The sequence below is a fragment of the Actinocorallia longicatena genome, from assembly GCF_039534125.1.
Taxonomy (GTDB): domain Bacteria; phylum Actinomycetota; class Actinomycetes; order Streptosporangiales; family Streptosporangiaceae; genus Actinocorallia; species Actinocorallia longicatena.
Genome location: NZ_BAAAUV010000001.1, coordinates 399,347 through 416,352, shown reverse-complemented (window position 1 = coordinate 416,352; position 17,006 = coordinate 399,347). Strand labels below are relative to the sequence as shown.

The 17,006-nt window shown below is 73.1% G+C and carries 16 protein-coding genes; 5 read left to right on the top strand and 11 right to left on the bottom strand.

Annotated features, from left to right (window positions below):
* Positions 1-128 precede the first annotated feature (128 nt).
* On the top strand, positions 129-929 hold the full coding sequence (locus tag ABD785_RS01820) for an NPP1 family protein (protein ID WP_344821360.1): 801 nt from the start codon (positions 129-131) through the stop codon (positions 927-929).
* Between the two features lie 46 nt (positions 930-975).
* On the opposite strand, the gene trpA is transcribed toward ABD785_RS01820, so the two are convergent.
* From trpA to trpM, 3 genes are all read right to left on the bottom strand, one after another.
* Positions 976-1,794 (bottom strand): tryptophan synthase subunit alpha, encoded by an 819-nt coding sequence (trpA, locus tag ABD785_RS01815; RefSeq protein WP_344821359.1) that lies wholly within the window; start codon positions 1,792-1,794, stop codon positions 976-978.
* Positions 1,791-3,032: a tryptophan synthase subunit beta gene (gene trpB, locus ABD785_RS01810; RefSeq protein WP_344821358.1), complete on the bottom strand. Its 1,242-nt coding sequence runs from the start codon at positions 3,030-3,032 to the stop codon at positions 1,791-1,793. Before trpB ends, trpA begins: the two co-directional genes overlap by 4 nt.
* Before the next feature lie 135 nt (positions 3,033-3,167).
* Positions 3,168-3,332, bottom strand: a complete 165-nt coding sequence (gene trpM / locus ABD785_RS41240) for a tryptophan biosynthesis modulator TrpM (protein ID WP_425547713.1) — start codon at positions 3,330-3,332, stop codon at positions 3,168-3,170.
* 229 nt (positions 3,333-3,561) lie between these two features.
* Here trpM and ABD785_RS01805 point away from each other — a divergent pair, with 229 nt between their 5' ends.
* Positions 3,562-4,716 carry a glycosyltransferase gene (locus ABD785_RS01805; protein ID WP_344821357.1) on the top strand — a complete coding sequence of 385 codons (1,155 nt, stop codon included), beginning with the start codon at positions 3,562-3,564 and terminating at the stop codon, positions 4,714-4,716.
* A 34-nt stretch (positions 4,717-4,750) separates the two neighbouring features.
* Positions 4,751-5,551, top strand: a complete 801-nt coding sequence (locus tag ABD785_RS01800) for a SigB/SigF/SigG family RNA polymerase sigma factor (protein ID WP_344821356.1) — start codon at positions 4,751-4,753, stop codon at positions 5,549-5,551.
* Positions 5,552-5,565: 14 nt separating this feature from the next.
* Here ABD785_RS01800 and ABD785_RS01795 read toward each other — a convergent pair whose 3' ends face one another.
* A complete protein-coding gene (locus tag ABD785_RS01795) occupies positions 5,566-6,549 on the bottom strand; it encodes a magnesium and cobalt transport protein CorA (RefSeq protein ID WP_344821355.1) in 984 nt (327 codons plus the stop codon).
* A gap of 198 nt (positions 6,550-6,747) precedes the next feature.
* On the opposite strand from ABD785_RS01795, the gene ABD785_RS01790 reads away from it, so the two are divergent.
* A complete protein-coding gene (locus ABD785_RS01790; RefSeq protein ID WP_344821354.1) occupies positions 6,748-7,470 on the top strand; it encodes a cutinase family protein in 723 nt (240 codons plus the stop codon).
* A 103-nt stretch (positions 7,471-7,573) separates the two neighbouring features.
* Here ABD785_RS01790 and ABD785_RS01785 read toward each other — a convergent pair whose 3' ends face one another.
* Complete coding sequence (locus tag ABD785_RS01785; RefSeq protein WP_344821353.1) at positions 7,574-8,356, bottom strand: TSUP family transporter; 783 nt, start codon at positions 8,354-8,356, stop codon at positions 7,574-7,576.
* A 178-nt stretch (positions 8,357-8,534) separates the two neighbouring features.
* On the opposite strand from ABD785_RS01785, the gene ABD785_RS01780 reads away from it, so the two are divergent.
* A complete protein-coding gene (locus tag ABD785_RS01780; protein WP_344821352.1) occupies positions 8,535-9,320 on the top strand; it encodes a PaaI family thioesterase in 786 nt (261 codons plus the stop codon).
* Positions 9,321-9,351: 31 nt separating this feature from the next.
* Here ABD785_RS01780 and ABD785_RS01775 read toward each other — a convergent pair whose 3' ends face one another.
* The 6 genes from ABD785_RS01775 to ABD785_RS01750 all read right to left on the bottom strand — a co-directional run bounded on the left by ABD785_RS01775 (position 9,352) and on the right by ABD785_RS01750 (position 16,919).
* Positions 9,352-10,638, bottom strand: coding sequence for a cation:proton antiporter (locus ABD785_RS01775; protein WP_344821351.1), 1,287 nt, complete (start codon positions 10,636-10,638; stop codon positions 9,352-9,354).
* A gap of 101 nt (positions 10,639-10,739) precedes the next feature.
* Complete coding sequence (locus ABD785_RS01770) at positions 10,740-11,699, bottom strand: SDR family NAD(P)-dependent oxidoreductase (protein WP_344821350.1); 960 nt, start codon at positions 11,697-11,699, stop codon at positions 10,740-10,742.
* Positions 11,677-11,880: a hypothetical protein gene (locus ABD785_RS01765; protein WP_344821349.1), complete on the bottom strand. Its 204-nt coding sequence runs from the start codon at positions 11,878-11,880 to the stop codon at positions 11,677-11,679. Before ABD785_RS01765 ends, ABD785_RS01770 begins: the two co-directional genes overlap by 23 nt.
* Before the next feature lie 133 nt (positions 11,881-12,013).
* On the bottom strand, positions 12,014-13,720 hold the full coding sequence (locus ABD785_RS01760) for an ABC transporter ATP-binding protein (protein WP_344821348.1): 1,707 nt from the start codon (positions 13,718-13,720) through the stop codon (positions 12,014-12,016).
* Positions 13,717-15,468 (bottom strand): ABC transporter ATP-binding protein, encoded by a 1,752-nt coding sequence (locus tag ABD785_RS01755; RefSeq protein ID WP_344821347.1) that lies wholly within the window; start codon positions 15,466-15,468, stop codon positions 13,717-13,719. Before ABD785_RS01755 ends, ABD785_RS01760 begins: the two co-directional genes overlap by 4 nt.
* Complete coding sequence (locus ABD785_RS01750; protein WP_344821346.1) at positions 15,465-16,919, bottom strand: MFS transporter; 1,455 nt, start codon at positions 16,917-16,919, stop codon at positions 15,465-15,467. Before ABD785_RS01750 ends, ABD785_RS01755 begins: the two co-directional genes overlap by 4 nt.
* Between the last annotated feature and the right edge of the window lie 87 nt (positions 16,920-17,006).

Sequence of the window (17,006 nt, the reverse complement as noted above, 5' to 3'; positions counted from 1 at the left end):
TGACCGTCCGGCCCGGGTCCTCGTACCCGGGCCGGGCCGAATGCCGTCGATCGTCCCTTTCCGTCCCGGCTTGAGGGGTTTACGATGTGCGCCGAGCCTTGTGGATCATGAGCATGAGGAGAAGCCCGTTGTCCCTCTCACCCCGATCCGCCCGGCTGTGCGCGCTGGTGACCCTGCCGCTGGCCGGACTGCTGGTCACGGCCCCCGCGGCGGCGAACGTCCCGCTGCCCGATCCCTCCGCTCCCGGCGACTTCGCGGCCAGGTCGGTGCCGCAGTGGAACTTCCCGCGCGCCAACGGCAACGACCCCTGCTGGCCCGAGGCCGCCTTCGATTCCGCCGGCGCCCCCGCCGACGGCGGCGCCGTGCAGAACTGGCCCAACAGCGACGGCGGATGCGCCCCGCACGGCTCGGCGTTCCCGACCTACTACACCGCCCAGCGGTGCTCCTCCGACGAGTACCGGGTGACGTTCACGATCTACCAGGCGACCAGCGGCTTCAGGCCGTCCGGCCACCGGCACGACTTCGAGCACGTCGACGTCGTCTGGAGGCGCTCGGGCACCACCTGGGTACGGGACCGGCTGCTCCTCAGCGCGCACGGCGGCCACCGGGTCGTGGCGTGGGGCTCGGCCGAGAGCTGGGACGCCGTCCGCGCGAGCGCGGGACTCGGCCGCGAGCACCCGCGCGTCTTCGTCGGCTTCGGCAGCCACTCGATGTTCAACAACCAGGGCGGGCTGAAGGACGTCCTGTCGGCGTACACGAACAACGAGTACCGCCAGGCCGACTACCGGGTCTGGGCCGACCAGCCGGGCGGCCTCGTCGAGGTCGTCCGGGACGGCGCCCTCTACCAGGCGTTCGACGCCAACGCCGCCGCCTGGGGGAGCGCCGACTCCAACCCCGCCAAGATGGCCCGCGAGGCCTGCTCCCACTGAACCGCCGGACGGCCGGCTCCCGTGAACCCGGGAGCCGGTCACCCGGTCAGGTCCGTGCCGCCACGCGGACGCCCCCGGCCAGGGCGTTCGTGAGGGAGCGCAGCGATGCCAGTCCCGCCTCCTCGCCGGGGGAGTCGAGCAGGGCCTGGACGAAGGCGGTGCCGACGGCGACACCGTCGGCGAAGCCCGCGACCTCGGCGGCCTGGCCGGGCGTGGAGACCCCGATGCCGACGCAGACCGGCAGATCGGTCACCGCCCTGGTCCTGCGCACGAGATCGGCCGCCGAGGCGCCGATGTCGCCGACGCCGGTGACGCCCATGGTCGAGGCGGCGTAGACGAAACCGGATCCGGCGGCCGTGATGCGCCTCAGCCTGTCGTCCCCGGTGCTCGGCGCGACGACGAAGACCGTCGCCAGATCCCGTCGCGCGGCGTGCTCGCACCATTCCGCCGACTCCTGGACGGGCAGGTCGGACAGGACGCAGCCCGCCCCGCCCGCCTCGGCGAGCTCGGTGGTGAACCGCTCGACGCCGTAGCGGACGATCGGATTCCAGTACGACATGACCAGGACGGGCTTGCCCGTGGCGGCGAAGGTCTCCCGGACGGTCCGCATGACGTCGGCGATCCTGAGACCGCCGCGCAGCGCGATGTCGTCGGCCGTCTGGATGACGGGGCCGTCCAGGACCGGGTCGCTGTGCGGCAGCCCGATCTCGAAGACGTCGGCGCCGGAGTCCAGGACCGTCGTGATCGCGGTGATGCCGCCGTCGACGGTCGGGTAGCCGGCCGGGAGGTAGGCGACGAGCGCGGCGCGGCCCTCGGCCCTGGTCGCGGCGAAGGTGTCGGCCAGAAGCCGCAGGTTGCCGTTCACAGGAACTCTCCCTCGGTGCCGTAGAGGCCGAAGTGGCGGGCGGCGGTGTCCATGTCCTTGTCGCCGCGGCCGGACAGGTTGACCAGGAGCAGGCCGCCGGGGCCGAGCTCCCTGCCGATCACGAGGGCCCCGGCGAGCGCGTGGGCGCTCTCGATCGCCGGGATGATCCCCTCGGTGCGCGACAGGAGCCGGAACGCCTCCATCGCCTCGTCGTCGGTGATCGGCAGGTACTCGGCGCGCCCGAGCTCCTTGAGATGCGCGTGCTCGGGGCCGACGCCCGGATAGTCCAGGCCAGCGGAGATGGAGTGCGCCTCGAGGATCTGGCCCTCCTCGTCCTGGAGGACGTAGGAGCGCGAGCCGTGCAGGATGCCGGGCTCGCCCGCCGACAGCGTCGCCGCGTGCTCGCCGGAGGCGACGCCGTGCCCGGCGGCCTCGCAGCCGACCAGGCGCACACCGGTGTCGGGCAGGAAGGCGTGGAACAGGCCGAGGGCGTTGGATCCGCCGCCGACGCAGGCGACCGCCGCGTCGGGCAGGCTCCCGGTCCTGTCCAGGAGCTGGCCGCGGGCCTCGACGCCGATGACGCGCTGGAAGTCGCGGACCATCGCGGGGAACGGGTGCGGGCCCGCCGCCGTGCCGAACAGGTAGTGCGTGGAATCGACGTGGGCGACCCAGTCCCGGAACGCCTCGTTGATGGCGTCCTTCAGGGTCCGCGACCCGGACGCCACCGGGACGACCCGCGTGCCGAGCATCCGCATCCGGGCGACGTTCAGCGCCTGGCGCTCCATGTCGACCTCGCCCATGTAGATGACGCACTCGAGGCCGAACAGGGCGCACGCGGTGGCCGTCGCCACGCCGTGCGACCCGGCACCGGTCTCGGCGATCACCCGCCGCTTGCCCATCCGCCGGGCGAGCAGCGCCTGCCCGAGGACGTTCGTGATCTTGTGGGAGCCGGTGTGGTTCAGGTCCTCGCGCTTGAGGAACATCCGGACGCCGCCGGCGTGCCCGGCGAACCGGGGGACCTCGGTCAGGGCGCTCGGCCGGCCTGTGTAGTCGGCGAGCAGTGCCCCGAGCTCGGCGGCGAACCGCGGATCGGCCTTGGCCCGCTCGTACTCGGCGGCGACCTCCGCCACCGCGGCGACGAGCGCCTCGGGGACGAACGTGCCGCCGAACGCGCCGAAATAACCCTCGGCGTCGGGGGCCCGGCCCGCGGGGGCCGGAACGAAGAACGTGCTGGACATGCGGAAACTCCTCCGCCGGGACACGCGTCCCGGCCGTCGGCTCGATGGTGAACACCGATCGCGTCTCCACGCAGAGGGGCAGGGCCCGGCCGTCTCGCCGCGACGAAGGCGGCGGACGGGCGGCGGAAGGTGTGCTCAGGCGCCCTGCGTCATGCGCGGCGCGCGGGGCCATCGCATGCCGTTGACCTGGCCGGGATCGGAGCCGATCGCGTACCGGACCCTTCGGCCGTGCACGCGCCGTGCGGGCGCCCGGCAGCCGCGAGGGCGGCAACCAGGGGCGAGACGGGCGGCGACGGGCATGTTCCGCAGCCTAACAGGCGCGGTGATCCACCGATGATCCGGCGAATGCGGTTCCACCGGCCGCGAGAACGTGGCATACTCATCAGCGAGTGCCTAAGACGCAGGCACGCCCTCCGGTGGCAGGTTTTCTGATCTGCCGAAGTATCAATCCGGAGGCGCGTGAGCGCGTCCTGACGGCACTCTTTCGTCTTTCCGGGACTGCTCCTGCGCCTCCAGCTGGGAGCCTCTCATGAAGATCTCGATGATCGCCGTCGACGGTATCGACCAGGTGACCCCGCTGGCCCGTGAGCTGGGCGAGCAGGGGCATCACGTGACCATTCACACCCGGAGCGAGAAGCCGGGCAAGCGCCGTACCACGCTGGCGGCGAACGTGGTGGTCGACCCGATCCCGGCCGGCCCCGAACGCCCCCTCGACGGCGCCGACCTGCTCCCGCATCTGGGCGCCTTCGGTGAGGCGCTGGCCAGGCGGTGGGCCAAGACCGGCCCCGACGTCGTCCACGCGCACGGCTGGACCTCGGGTCTCGCCGCCATGACCGCCTCCCGCAGCCTCGGCGCCGACGAGATCTCCGCCTCTCCCGAGCAGCTCGCGGCGGGCCGGCGTCTTCCGCTGCTCCAGACCTACGGGCCGCCCGCCCCCCACGCCGCACGCGTGGATCCCGCCGCGAAGGCCCGCCTCGAGCGCGCGCTCGGCCGGTCCGCGGCCGCCTCGACCGTCCCGTGCGGCGACGACCGCGAGGACCTGGTCCGGCTCGGAGTGCCCCGCACCCGCATCGCCGTCCTGCCCACCGGGGTCGACACCGAGGAGTTCACCGAGCGGGGCCCCGTCGCCCCGCGCGGCGAGCGTCACCGCCTGCTCGTGCTGACCGGACCGGACTCCCGCGCCCACCTGGCCGTGCGAGCGCTGACCCGGCTGCCCGGCACCGAGCTCGTCATCGCGGGCGGACCGCACGCCGCCGACCTGGAGACCGACCCCGACGCCACCGAGCTCCGCACGCTCGCCAAGGACCTCGGCGTCGACGACCGCGTCATCATGCTCGGCGAACTCGCCCGCAAGCAGGCCCCCCGGCTCATCCGCTCGGCCGACCTCGTCCTGGCCCTGCACCACGACCCCTACGGCACCATCGCCCTCCAGGCCATGGCCTGCGGCGTCCCCGTCATCGCCCACGACTCCGGCGCCCACCGGGACACCGTCGTGGACGGCATCACCGGCGTGCTCGTGCCGGACCTCCAGCCGGGCGCCCTCGCCCGCCGCGTCCGCGACCTGCTCGCCAACCCCGTCCGCCGCGAGGCCCTCGGCATCGCCGCCGCCGACCGGGTGGCCTCGCGGCACAGCTGGGACCGGATCGCCCGCGAGACCGCCTCCCTCTACGACAAGATCGCCTAGCCCGCGCCCGTCCGACCCCCAGCACGGAGGAAAGATGAGCTCGAACGAGCGGGCCGACCTGCCCTTCTCCAGCGGAGAGCCCGAGGAGCTGCTCAGGCGGCTCGCCGCGCTCGCCGACGAACCCGGGACGAAGGCGGCCTCGGAACGCGAGGACATCCGCACCCGGATGGCGGAGCTGTACCAGCCCTACGTCCGGGCCATCGCGCGGCGGTACGCGGGCAACAGGCCCGTGCCCGAGGACGTGGTCCAGGCCGGCATGGTCGGCCTGGTCAAGGCCGTCAACGGGTTCGACCCGCTGCTCGGCGACCACTTCCATCCGTACGCGAGCATCACCATCAGCGGGGAGATCAAGCGGCACTTCCGGGACACGACCTGGGCGATGCACGTCACCCGGCGGGTCCAGGAACTGCGGCTCGCCCTGCGCAGGACGACCGCGGACTTCTACCAGGACCAGGGCCGGGCGCCGACCGTCAGCGAGAGCGCCCGGCTGCTCGAGGTGAGCGAGGACGAGATCATCGACGCCCTCAACGCCGACGTCGCCTACCACCCCGACTCCCTCGACAGCCCCGGCTGGAGCGACGACACCACCATCGGCGACACCCTGGGAGAGCACCAGCACGCCCTGTCCCATCTCGTCGACATCGAAGCGGTCCGGCCCCTCCTGGAATCGCTGCCGGCCCGCGAACGCACCATCGTGCTGCTGCGGTTCTGGGGCAACAAGACCCAGAGCGACATCGCCGCCGAGATGGGCATCTCCCAGATGCACGTCTCCCGGCTGCTCGCCCAGACCCTGAAGAAGCTCCGCGCCGAACTCGAACCGGCGGACCCGCTCTAGGTCTGTTTCGAACCCTAGAGCCAGTGGCTCTTCTTGAACCGGCGGTGGACGAGGGCGCAGACCCCGGCCATGGAGCCGATGGCCAGGGGGTAGCCGGCCGTCCAGGAGAGCTCGGGCATGTGCTCGAAGTTCATGCCGTAGATCCCCGCGATGAGGGTGGGGATGGCCAGGAGGGCGGCGTAGGCGGAGATCTTGCGGACGTCCTCGTTCTGCTGCTTGCCCAGCAGGGCGAGGTGGGCGGTGAGGATGTTGGTGAGCAGTTCGTTGTGGGCGTCGATCGCGCGGTCCATGCGCAGCAGGTGGTCCAGGACGTCGCGGAAGAGCTCCTCGGTGCCGTCGCACTGCGTCACCCGGCCCTTGGCGATCTCCTGGACGACGGGGATGAGCGGGTCCTCCGCCGACCGGAACTCCAGGACCTCGCGCTTCAGGCCGTAGACCTGCTCGGTGACGTCCTGGGCGCCCCTGGCGAAGATCTTGCGTTCCAGAGTGATCAGGTCCGCCTCGATGTCGTGCGTGATCTGGTCGTAGGCGTCGACGATCTCGTCGCAGACCCCGTACAGGACGGCGCTGGGCCCCTTGGACAGGAGGGCGGGATCGGCCTCCAGCCGCCGCCGCACGTCGCGGAGGGGGTTGGCCTTCCCGTGCCGGACGGTGATGACGTAGTCGGTGCCGACGAACAGCATGATCTCGCCGAGCGTCACCTGGGAGTCGCCGCCGTAGGAGGCGGTCTTGGCGACCACGAACACCATGTCGCCGTAGCGTTCGAGCTTGGGCCGCTGGTGGCCGCTGGCGGCGTCCTCCACCGCGAGCGGATGCAGCCCGAGTTCCTCGCGGAGGCCGTGGAACTCCTCCTCGGTGGGCTCGTGCAGCCCGATCCAGGCGAACGCCTTGCCTCCGTCCTCGCCCTTGGCGATGGCGAGGGTCTCGCTGAGGCCGCCGTCGAAGTCCTGGCGCACGCCGGACCGGTAGATCGCGCAGTCGACAATCACACTCGCCATTGTCCGCTCAACCCCCGCCATCTCAACCCCGGCACCTTCCCGCGACCCCGGACGTCAGGGTCCACCGGGCGGTGGGGGCAGCTTTGTTACACCCATAACAATGTGGTGTGCGGACGTCTTCGTGAACTCCGTATCTCCGGCGACGTTCCGGGGCGAGAGTGGGCGACCCGCCCGGCGTCAACGTCAGGAGTCCGCACCATGGTCGAGTCCCGCGTCATCCGCACAGCCGCTCATGCGGCCGCGCTCGTCACGCTCACCAGCGGGGTGAGCGTCATCGCCCCGGCCTTGCCCGCGAGCGCCGCCGACTGCAAGCCGGTCAGCGTCATCTCCTCGCGCGGCACGTTCGAACCGCAGAGCGGCAGCTGGCTGCAGAAGCCGATCGGCGACAAGATCGCCAATGCGCTGCCCGGCCGGACCAAGTACACCGAGCTCGTCTACCCCGCCGCGCCGAACTTCGACACCAGTCCCGAGGCCGGGGTCACGGCCTTGATCAAGCTGCTCAACGACGAGTCCGCGGCCTGCCCCGACCAGCGGTACATCCTGATCGGCTACTCGCAGGGCGCCCAGGTGACCGGCGACTCCCTGGTTCCGCCCGCCGGCCGGCTCGTGGGGAAGAACGCCGGCGAGGTGTCCGTGACGGTGCCCGGAAGGATCGCTGCGATCGTCCTGTACGGCGACCCGCGCTTCGTCGCGGGCGAGCCCTACAACGCCGGGACGTTCGAGCCGGGCAAGAGCGGCGACAAGCCCCGCACCAAGGGCGAGCTGGCGGCTTACGCCTCCCGGATGAAGGACTACTGCGAGAAGAGCGACTTCGTCTGCCAGGGCAGCACCGGCAACCCGATCTCCCACCTGTTCTACTTCTTCAACGGCATGAACGACCAGGGCGCCCAGTTCGCCGTCCAGCAGATCCAGAACTCCTAGCCACCCACCAGGGCCGAGGCCTGGCGGCCTCAAGGCCTCTTGGCAGCGCCGTCAGGCCTGCTCCTGTCGCCCCGGCGGGTGCTTCCGTTTCCGGCCGGCCGTTTCAGAGGAGCGCCTGGCCCAGGTAGAGGAGGGCGAGGGCGAGGGCCAGGCCGCCGAGCAGCAGGCGCAGGGCCTTCTCGGGCAGCAGGGGCTGGAGGTGGGCGCCCAGGTATCCGCCCGCCAGGCCGCCCGCTCCGCAGGCCAGGCCCAGCACCCAGTCGGGGGCGATGCTGCCGTCGGAGGCCAAGGACATCAGGGAGTAGGTGAGGGCCCCGGCGACCGAGGTCAGGAACGTCGAGGCCAGCGCGGCGGGGGCGACGGCGGCGACCGGCAGGCCGCGGCCGACGAGGATGGGGCCCAGGAGCGACCCGCCGCCGATGCCGTACACACCGCCGACGGCGCCGACCGCGACGGCCAGGATGGTGATCGTCCGGGGGCCGGGCGGCTTCACGTCGCGGTGGCGCGGCGGGCGCAGGGTCCGGGCGCACAGCCAGAGACCCAGCGGGAGCAGCAGCACCGCGACCAGCAGCCGGAACACCTGTGGTCCCGGGACGGCGGCCACCCGGATCACGGCCCCCGCCACCACCCCCGGAAGCGTGCCCGCCAGCAGCAGCCGGGTCAGCGGCCCGCCCAGCCGGCCGGCGCGGCGGTAGCGCATCAGCGCGCCGGGCACCGAGACCACGTTGAACAGCAGGTTCGTCGGCGTCACCGCGGGGCTCGGCACCGCGAACACGCTGAGCTGGATCGGCAGCAGGAACACCGCCCCCGAGACGCCGACGGGCGCCGTCACGACGGCGACGGCCATCCCCGCCGCGACGCCCGCGACCAGCATCTCCCAGCTCACGCCATTCGATCCGTCCGAGGGGCCGACTCCGTCGCGCCGATCCTGCCGCATCCCGCGGCCGTGCCGGGCAGCCGGTCCCCGGACGAGCCCGCCCCGGCTCATCCCGGCCGGAATGGTACGGATATTCTTCCGATTGAGAACGTTGTATTCACCGGCGGGAGCCGGACGGGGAGGCATCGTGGGGGAGGAGCGTCGCCGGAGCATCCTGCTGGAGCTGGGCTTCGGGATCCGGCTGGACGGCGGGGAGATGCACGGGAGCGGGTGGATCACCCCGGAGATGCACGCGCCGGGGACGGGGCGGCTGCGGACCTCGATCCTGGCCTCATGGGCCGACTACCTGGCCGGACGGCTGGCCGTCGAGGTCATGACGCCTCGGGTGCCGGTGACACTGGACCTGGACGTCCATCTCTACCGGCCCGCACCGGGTTCCGGGACGGTCACGGGGGTGTGCCGGGTCGTCAAGTCCGGGCGGTCGGTGTTCGTCGCCGGAATCGAGTTCGCCGACGAGAGCGGGGAGCCGATCGGCACCGCGACCGGATCGTTCATGGTCGTCCCGGATCCGGCCATCGTGATGCCGCCGATCCCGTCCGCCGCCGCGGGGCTGCCGCCGGGTGAGCCGCTGGCGGTGCCGTTCGCCGAACGCGCCGGATGCGCACGCCGCGGACCGGGGGTGGCCGTCCTGCAGCGCTCCGAGGAGGGGATCAACGCCTCCGGCACCGTCGGGGGCGGGCTCATCGCCCTCGCGGTGGAGGAGGCGTTCCTGTCCCTCGAGCCCGGCCGTACCCTGTCCTCGCTGGCCCTGCGCTACCTCCAGCCCGTCCGGATCGGCCCGGCCACCGCCACCGCCCACGTGCGGCACGGTCTCGGCCACGCCGAACTCCGCGACAGCGGCCGCGACGACCGCCTGTGCGTCACCGCGACCGCCCGCACCTTCGCCGGGGTTCCCGCGGCGGCCGGATCCTGAGGACCAGGCCGCGGAGATCAGGCCGCCGGGATCAGGTCTTGGCGGGTTCGGGCCGGGACCGGAGGGCCTCGAGGGCCGGGCCGCGGGGCAGGAGGGGGCCGGCCAGGGCGGTGGTGAACAGGGCCATGATGACCATCATGGTGAACATCTGGCCGTCGAGGACGCCCAGGCTCACGGCGGCGTTGAGGATGACCAGCTCGGTGAGGCCGCGAGTGTTCATGAGCAGGCCCAGGGTCCCGGCCTCGCGCCAGGGGAGACCGGACAGGCGGGCGGGGATGACGGAGCCCAGGAGCTTGCCCGAGCAGGCGACCGCGAGGATCAGGGCCAGCTCGAGGTACCGGGTGCCGGTCAGGCCGCCGATGTCGACGCCCAGGCCGGTGACGATGAAGAAGACCGGCAGCAGGATCAGGCTGATCTGCTCCAGTGGCCTGCGGATGTGCTCCACCAGCAGGTGGGCGGGCTCGCGCGGGGTGACGAAACCGAACAGGAACGCCCCGAAGATCGCGTGGATGCCGATCCAGGTCGTCGCCCACGCCGACAGCAGGGCCCCGGCGCACAGCACCACCAGCAGCGCCCGCCAGCGCTCCTTGCCCGCGAACCGCCAGGTGATCGCGTCCAGCAGCGGCCTGACCACCAGGAACATCAGAGCCACGTAGACCACGCCGCGGATGGCGATCATGAAAAGGTCGCCGGGGTCGCCGCCCGAGGTGACCAGCGCGGAGACGTAGGCGAGCATGCACCAGGCCAGGACGTCGTCGATCGCGGCGCTGGCCAGGGCGAGCGTGCCGACCCGGGTGTCGGAGAGCCGGTGGTCCGACAGGATCCGGGCGAGAACGGGGAAGGCCGTCACCGACATGGCCGCGCCCATGAAGGTCGCGAAAGCGGTGAAGGAGATGTGCTCTCCGTTCACGGTGTCGTGGCCGTCGTAGAGGACCACGGCCGAGAGAGCGCCGAGGCCGAAGGCTAACGCCACCGAGGACAGCGAGATCCCGGCCGCCATCCCGACGTGCGGCTTGATCAGGCGCTTCTCGAACTCCCAGCCGACCATGAACATGAACAGGACGAGGCCGACCTGGGAGACGGCCGACAGCAGCGGACGGACCTCCGCGGGGAACAACAGGCCGCTCGGGTCGCCCGGGAGGAGCCCCAGCAGGCTCGGCCCGAGCACGATGCCCGCCGCGATCTCGCCGATCACGATCGGCTGGCGGAGCGACTGCGCGATCCGGCCGAATAACACGCCGGTCAGCAGCACGACCGCGATGCCGGCGAACAGGGTCGCCAGCTTCATGTCGGCGGCCGTGGCCATCGAATCCAACATCACCGATCTCCTTTGCGTTCCCACGCTTCCCAGGAAGGGTCCCGGCGTTCATCCTCTCTCATGGTCCGCCGCGACCGGCCGTCACCGGGTCAGACGGCCGATCAGGGGAGGAAAGGGGCGGCGGCTCCGGTGCAGAGATCCCAGAGGGCCGCGCGGGCTGCGGGCGTCTCGCGGGTCCAGGGGACGTAGTGGGCCGGGCGGGACGCGCGGTCGTGCCAGAGGCGTCCGCTGACCCGGGTGGGCGGGGTCGCGGTGCACAGCCAGACGATCGTGTCGGCGCCCTGGCCGGGGGTGCGGATGACGGGGGAGACGAGCGTCCGGAAGCGGGGGATGGCATGGGCGAGGCCGGGGGTGTCGACCCAGCCGGGGTGGGTGGAGTGCGCGACGATGCGGCCGGGCGGTTCGGCGGCCGCCCACAGCTCGGCGAGGACGACCTGCATGCGCTTGGTCCGCGCGTAGGCGACGCCGCCGCGGTAGGCGCCCTCCTTGTACTCCGGGTCGTCCTGGTCGAGCCTGCGGGCGTACATGCCGCCTGAGGTGACCCAGATCAGCCGTCCGGGCCCGGCCAGGGCGAGCCGCGGAGCCATCAGCAGGGACAGCAGGTGCGGGCCGAGCACATGGGTGGCCAGGGCGGTCTCGTGCCCCTGCGGGGTCTCGGTGCGCTCGGCGGGGAAGACGCCCGCGTTGTGGACGAGCGCCTGGAGCGGGCCGGGTTCCGAGGCCAGGAACTCCTCGGCGAACCGGGCGATGTCGCCCAGATCGCTGACGTCGCACAGCCACAGCCGTACGTCGGCGTCCGGTGCGGCCCGGCGCAGCTCGGAGACGGCCGCCTCCCCGCGCCCGCGGTCGCGGGCGAGCAGGTGGACGCGGGCGGCGAGCGCGAGCAGCGCGGCCGCGGCCGCCCCGCCGATCCCCGAGGTCGCCCCGGTGATCATGTAGGCCCCGGTCAGGCGCTCCGGCAGCGGTTTCCAGTGGGGTTCGCGCAGCCGGTACCCGATCCGGGTGTATCCGAGGACCACACTGCGGTCGAGGGCGGCGTCAGCGAGGGAGAAGAGCGGCATGCCCGGTATTCGGCGCGGAACCGGTCTCCGGATGCCTCCGGCCCTCCGGGTTCCGGATGCGGCGGCCGCTGAGCGAGGTCGGGGTGAACCGGTAGCAGGCCTCGTCGCCGAGCTCGCCGATCCACGGGCGGGCCGCCGCGGCGGGGGCGATGGCGGGTCCGCGTAGATCGTCGAACGCCACCCGGCCCACGGTGCCCGAACGCAGCGGCTCGAGGCACTCCTCGTCCCAGCGTCTCCACGACGGGCGGGGCGGGGCGGGTGGTCGTGCGGAGGCGGTGGTCAGGAGTTTCGCGGACGGGTGAGTGCATGGGACGTCAGAGGGTGGCGGGTTCGGGGTTCCAGAAGGCGGCGTAAGGGCCGTCGCGGGTCAGCAGGTCCCGGTGCGTGCCCTCGGCGGTGACGCGGCCGGACTGGAGAAGGACGACCCGGTCGGCGTGCTGGAGGGCGCGGAGCCGATGGGCGACCATGATCACTGTGCGGCCCGCCATGAGGCGTTCGACCCCGGCATGGACGGCCGCCTCGTTGACGGGGTCAAGGGCCGAACTGATCTCGTCCAGGAGGACGATCGGGGCGTCCTTCAGCAGGGCGCGGGCGATCGAGACGCGCTGGCGTTCGCCGCCCGACAGCAGGGCGCCGCCCTCGCCGACCTCGGTCGCCCAGCCGTCGGGAAGCCGGTCGACCACCTCGTCCAGCCGGGCCGCCGCCGCTGCCTCCCGCACCTCGGCGTCGCTCGCTCCCGGACGGCCGAGACGGACGTTCTCCTCGATCGTGCCGTGGAAGAGGTGGACGTCCTGGAAGACGACGGCGATCCGCCGCATCAGGTCCTCGGTGCCGATCGAGCGCACGTCGGCGCCGCCGACACGGACCGCGCCCGCATCCACGTCGTGGAAGCGCGCGATCAGCTGGAGCAGGGTGCTCTTCCCGGCACCGGAGGGCCCGGCGACGGCGAGCCGCTGCCCCTCCGGAACCGACAGCGAAAGACCGTCGATCACCGTGCGGTCTCCGCGCCGGAAGACCACGGACGCGAACTCCAGCGCGTGGCCCACCGGTTCGACCGGCTCGGCGGCCTCCGGCAGGGGCTCGGCGCGCAGGACCGCGTCGAGCCGGGCCAGCTCGGAACGGGCTCCGCGCAGCCGTCCGCCCATCTCGGCCAGCGAGAGCAGCGGATCGGCGCAGCGGGCGGCCAGCACGAGGACCGCCAGCAGGTCCGCGGCCCCGATGCCGCCGCCGAGGGCGAGAGCGGCGCCGAGGAAGAGCAGCGCGGTGAAGAACCCCTGCACGGTGAGAGTCAGGGCGACCGTCGCGGGCAGCGCCGCCAGCACGGACCGGCGGGAGCCGCGCTGGAGGTCGTGGAGCGAGTCGTCGAGCAGCCGGAAGCGTTCGGCGGTCCTGCCCCCGGCCCGCAGGACGGGCTGGGCCTGGAGGTACTCGATGACCCGGTCGGCGGCCTCGTGGTCGCGTCCGGCGCGTTCGGCGTCGGCGGCGGCCATCGAGCGTCCCGCCAGGACCTGGATCGCCGCGACCACCGGGACGGCGGCCAGGGCGGCCAGGCCGAGGCGCCGGTCGAAGGCCGTCATGACGGCGACGATCGTCAGGGGGGTCACCCAGGCCGAGATGAAGGGACCCAGCAGATGTGCGATCACGCTCATCGCCCGCAGCACGCCCCGCCCGGCCAGGACCGACACCTCCCCGGCCCGCCCCGCTCCGTACCAGCCGACGGGCAGCCGGGCCAGCTGGTCGCCGAGCCGGTGGTACATGCCGCGCAGCAGCGTGGTCCCGGCGTGGAAGCCCGACAGGTCGCCCGCGTAGCGCAGCGCGGCGTAGAGGGCGACAGCGATCCCGAACGCGGCCAGCCACGGCCGGGCGTCCGCCGGGTGGGTACCGAACAGCGCCCGCAGGATCGGAACCAGCAGGCCGTACGACAGCCCCTCGACCACCGCGGTGACCGTCATCAGGGCCACGGTGCGCCGCACCGGGGGCGCGTACTCCTCGCCCAGGACGCGCAGCAGCATGCGGATCATCGGAGTCCCTCCTCGAGAAGAGCGTTGCCGTCCGGTGACCGGCGGGCGCGCCAGAACGCGGCGAACCGCCCGTCGAGGGCGAGCAGAGCCGCGGGGTCGCCGCGCTCGACGATCACCCCGTCCTCCAGCACCACGACGGTGTCGGCATCGGCGATGGTCTCCGGCCGGTGGGCGATGACCAGCGTCGTCCGGTCGCCGGAGTGTTCGGTCAGAACGCGGCGCACCGCCCGCTCGGTCCGGGGGTCGGCGAAGGCGGTGGCCTCGTCGAGCACCAGGACCGGGGCGTCGGCGAGAAGCGCTCGCGCGATCGAGATCCGCTGGGCTTCGCCGCCCGACAGCACGGCCTCCGTGCCGAGCACGGTGTCGTATCCGCGGGGCAGTTCCAGGATCCGCTCGTGGACGTCCGCCAGCCGGGCGGCGCGCACGACGTCGTCGAGACCGGCCCTCGGGACCGCCAGGGCGATGTTCTCGGCGACCGACGCCCGCAGCAGCCGCACGTCCTGGAAGACGAAGGAGACCATCCGGTGGAGCCGATGGCCGCCGATGTCGCGCAGGTCGGCGCCGCCGAGGGAGATCGAGCCCTCGTCCGGATCGAAGAAGCGGGGCAGCAGCCGCACCAGCGTGGACTTCCCGCCCCCCGAGGGCCCGACGATCGCGGTGACCGTGCCGGGCTCCAGCACGAGATCGATCCCGCGCAGGACCGCGTGGCCGTCCCGGTAGCCGAACCGGACGCCGCGCAGCTCGATCCGGTGCCCCCGCGGCTCGATGGGTCCGGCGGGCTCCGGCAGCGACGGAACCTCCAGGACGTCCCGGATCCGGCCGACCGCGCGGCGGGCGCTCTGCAGATCGTCGAAGCCATGGCCCAGCGCCGCCACCGGGGCGGTCAGACCCAGGCCGAGCAGCAGGAACGGCAGCAGGTCCGCCGGCGCGAGGGAGCCGTCCGTCACCAGGACCGCCCCCCCGGTCAGCACGGCCAGCAGCACGAAGGGCGGCGACAGCGCCACCTGCATCCCGGCCGCCGCCCTGGCCAGGCCGTGCACCCTGCGGAGGAAGGCGCCGGTGAAGTCGTCGACGGCCGTGCGGAAGGCCCGGTGGGTCCGCTCGGTCCCGCCGAAGGCCTTCACCACCGCGATGCCCTGGACGAACTCGACCACGGAGTCGGCGATCCGGCACATCGCGGCGTCGAACTCCCGCTGCTCGCGCAGCCGTTCCGGCGTCATCATCAGCGGCACGAGCGCGACCGCAAAGACAACGGGGACCAGGGTGATCAGGGTCAGCCGCCAGTCGACGGTGAACAGGTAGGCCAGCGACACCGCCGGCACCACGAACGCCGAGACGAGCTCGCCCGGGGCATGGGCGATGAACGGATGGACGGCGCTGACGTCCTCGCCCACGACCTTGGCCAGTTCCCCGGTCCCACGGCGGGAGAACCAGCCGATCGGCACGCTCCCCAGCCGCTCGGCCAGCCGCCGCCGGAACGCCAGCTGCACCCGGCCGTCGAGGAGATGCCCGAGGCCGGAGGCGACGGTCGTGCACAGCAGCCGGACGAGCAGGCCCGCCGCCCCCGCGGCCACGACCGTCCAGACCCGGCCCTCGTCGGCGGGACCGGGCGCCAGCAGGGCACGGCCCAGCTCGGCGACGGCCAGGAGCGGTGCCAGCCCCGCGACGGCACCGATCACCTGCAGGACGACGACGGTGGCGAAGCCCCGGACGTGCGGCCGCAGCAGCCCGGGTTCCGCGGCGCTCACGCGGCACCGTCCGCGGGTTCGGCCCAGGAGGCGGGACCGGTGCCGCGCGGGAGCGCCAGGGCGAGCAGGGCCACCGCCGCCAGGATCACCGCGCCGAGGGTCAGCCCGAGCGCGTACCCGTCGTTGAGCGCCTCGGTGGTGACGGCGTGTCCCGTCCGGTCGTGCGCGGCGGTGCCGAGGGCGGCGAGCCCGAGCGAGGCTCCGATCTGGCGGGAGCTGTTGAGCAGGGCCGACGCGGTCCCCGTCTCACCGGGTGCGACCCCGGCCGTGGCGATGGAGACGACGGGCCCGAGGCAGAGCCCGAAGCCGACGCTGGCGATGATCGACGGCCCCAGGACGTCCACGAGATACGTGCCGTCCGGGCTGATCAGGCCGAACCAGGCGAAACCGGCCGAGGCGAGCAGCCCGCCGAGGAAGAGCAGGGTCCGCGGCGCGACACGGTAGCCGAGCTTGATGGCGAGCACGGACCCGGCGACCGCGCCGAGGGCGAACGGCAGGAACTCCAGCCCGGTCAGCGCGGGGCCCGTCCCCAGCACCCGCTGGAGATAGAGGGACATGAAGTAGAAGGAGGACGCCATGACCGCCCCGACCAGGAGCGTGTAGGCGTTCGCGACGGAGACCGTCCGGTGGGCGAACAGCCCCGGCCGGACCAGCGGATCGCGCCGGGTCGTCCGCTCGACGACGACGAAGCCGGCCAGCAGCGCGGCGGAGACCGCCAGGGTCGACAGGGTCGCGGGGGAGGTCCAGGCGTGACCGTCGGTGCGGACGACGCCGAAGACCAGCAGGGTCAGGCCCGCGGTGGCCAGGACCGCGCCGAGCACGTCGGGGCGCCCGGCCCGCGCGACCGGCGGGGAGGCGGTGACGCCGCGCAGGACCAGGGCGAGCGCGCAGGCCGCCATGGGGACGTTCACGAACATCACCCAGCGCCAGCCGGCGTACTCCGTGAGCAGCCCGCCGATCAGGACGCCGAGGGCGCCTCCGGCGGCGTTCGTCGCGCTCCACACCCCGAAGGCACGGACCCGGGCCCTTCCGGCCGTGAACGTCGTGGTCAGCAGCGACAGTGCGGCAGGAGCCAGGGCCGCCGCCCCGACGCCCTGCGCGGCCCGCGCGGCGACCAGATGGCCCGGCTCCTGGGCGAGGCCGCCGAGCAGCGAGGCCAGGCCGAACAGCCCGAGGCCGAGCAGCAGGACCCGTTTGCGCCCGTACCGGTCGGCGGCCTTGCCACCCAGCAGGAGCAGCCCGCCGAACGTCAGCGCGTAGGCATGGATCACCCAGGTCAGGCCCACCGCGCTGAAGCCCAGGCCGGAGCCGATCCGCGGGAGCCCGACGTTCACGACCGACAGGTCGAGCGACACCATGAACTGCACGACCGCCACCGCGGCCAGCGTGAGGCCCGGCCGCGCCTCAGGACGGGCGACCGATTCCGGCTTCCTTGCTTGTGTCGTCTTCATGCCGGACATGGTCGGCTCCGCGACGGCCTCCGGTCGTCGTGCGAGGGGAGACTCCTGGGGCTGACGCGAGGGGAGCAGGAACGGCCC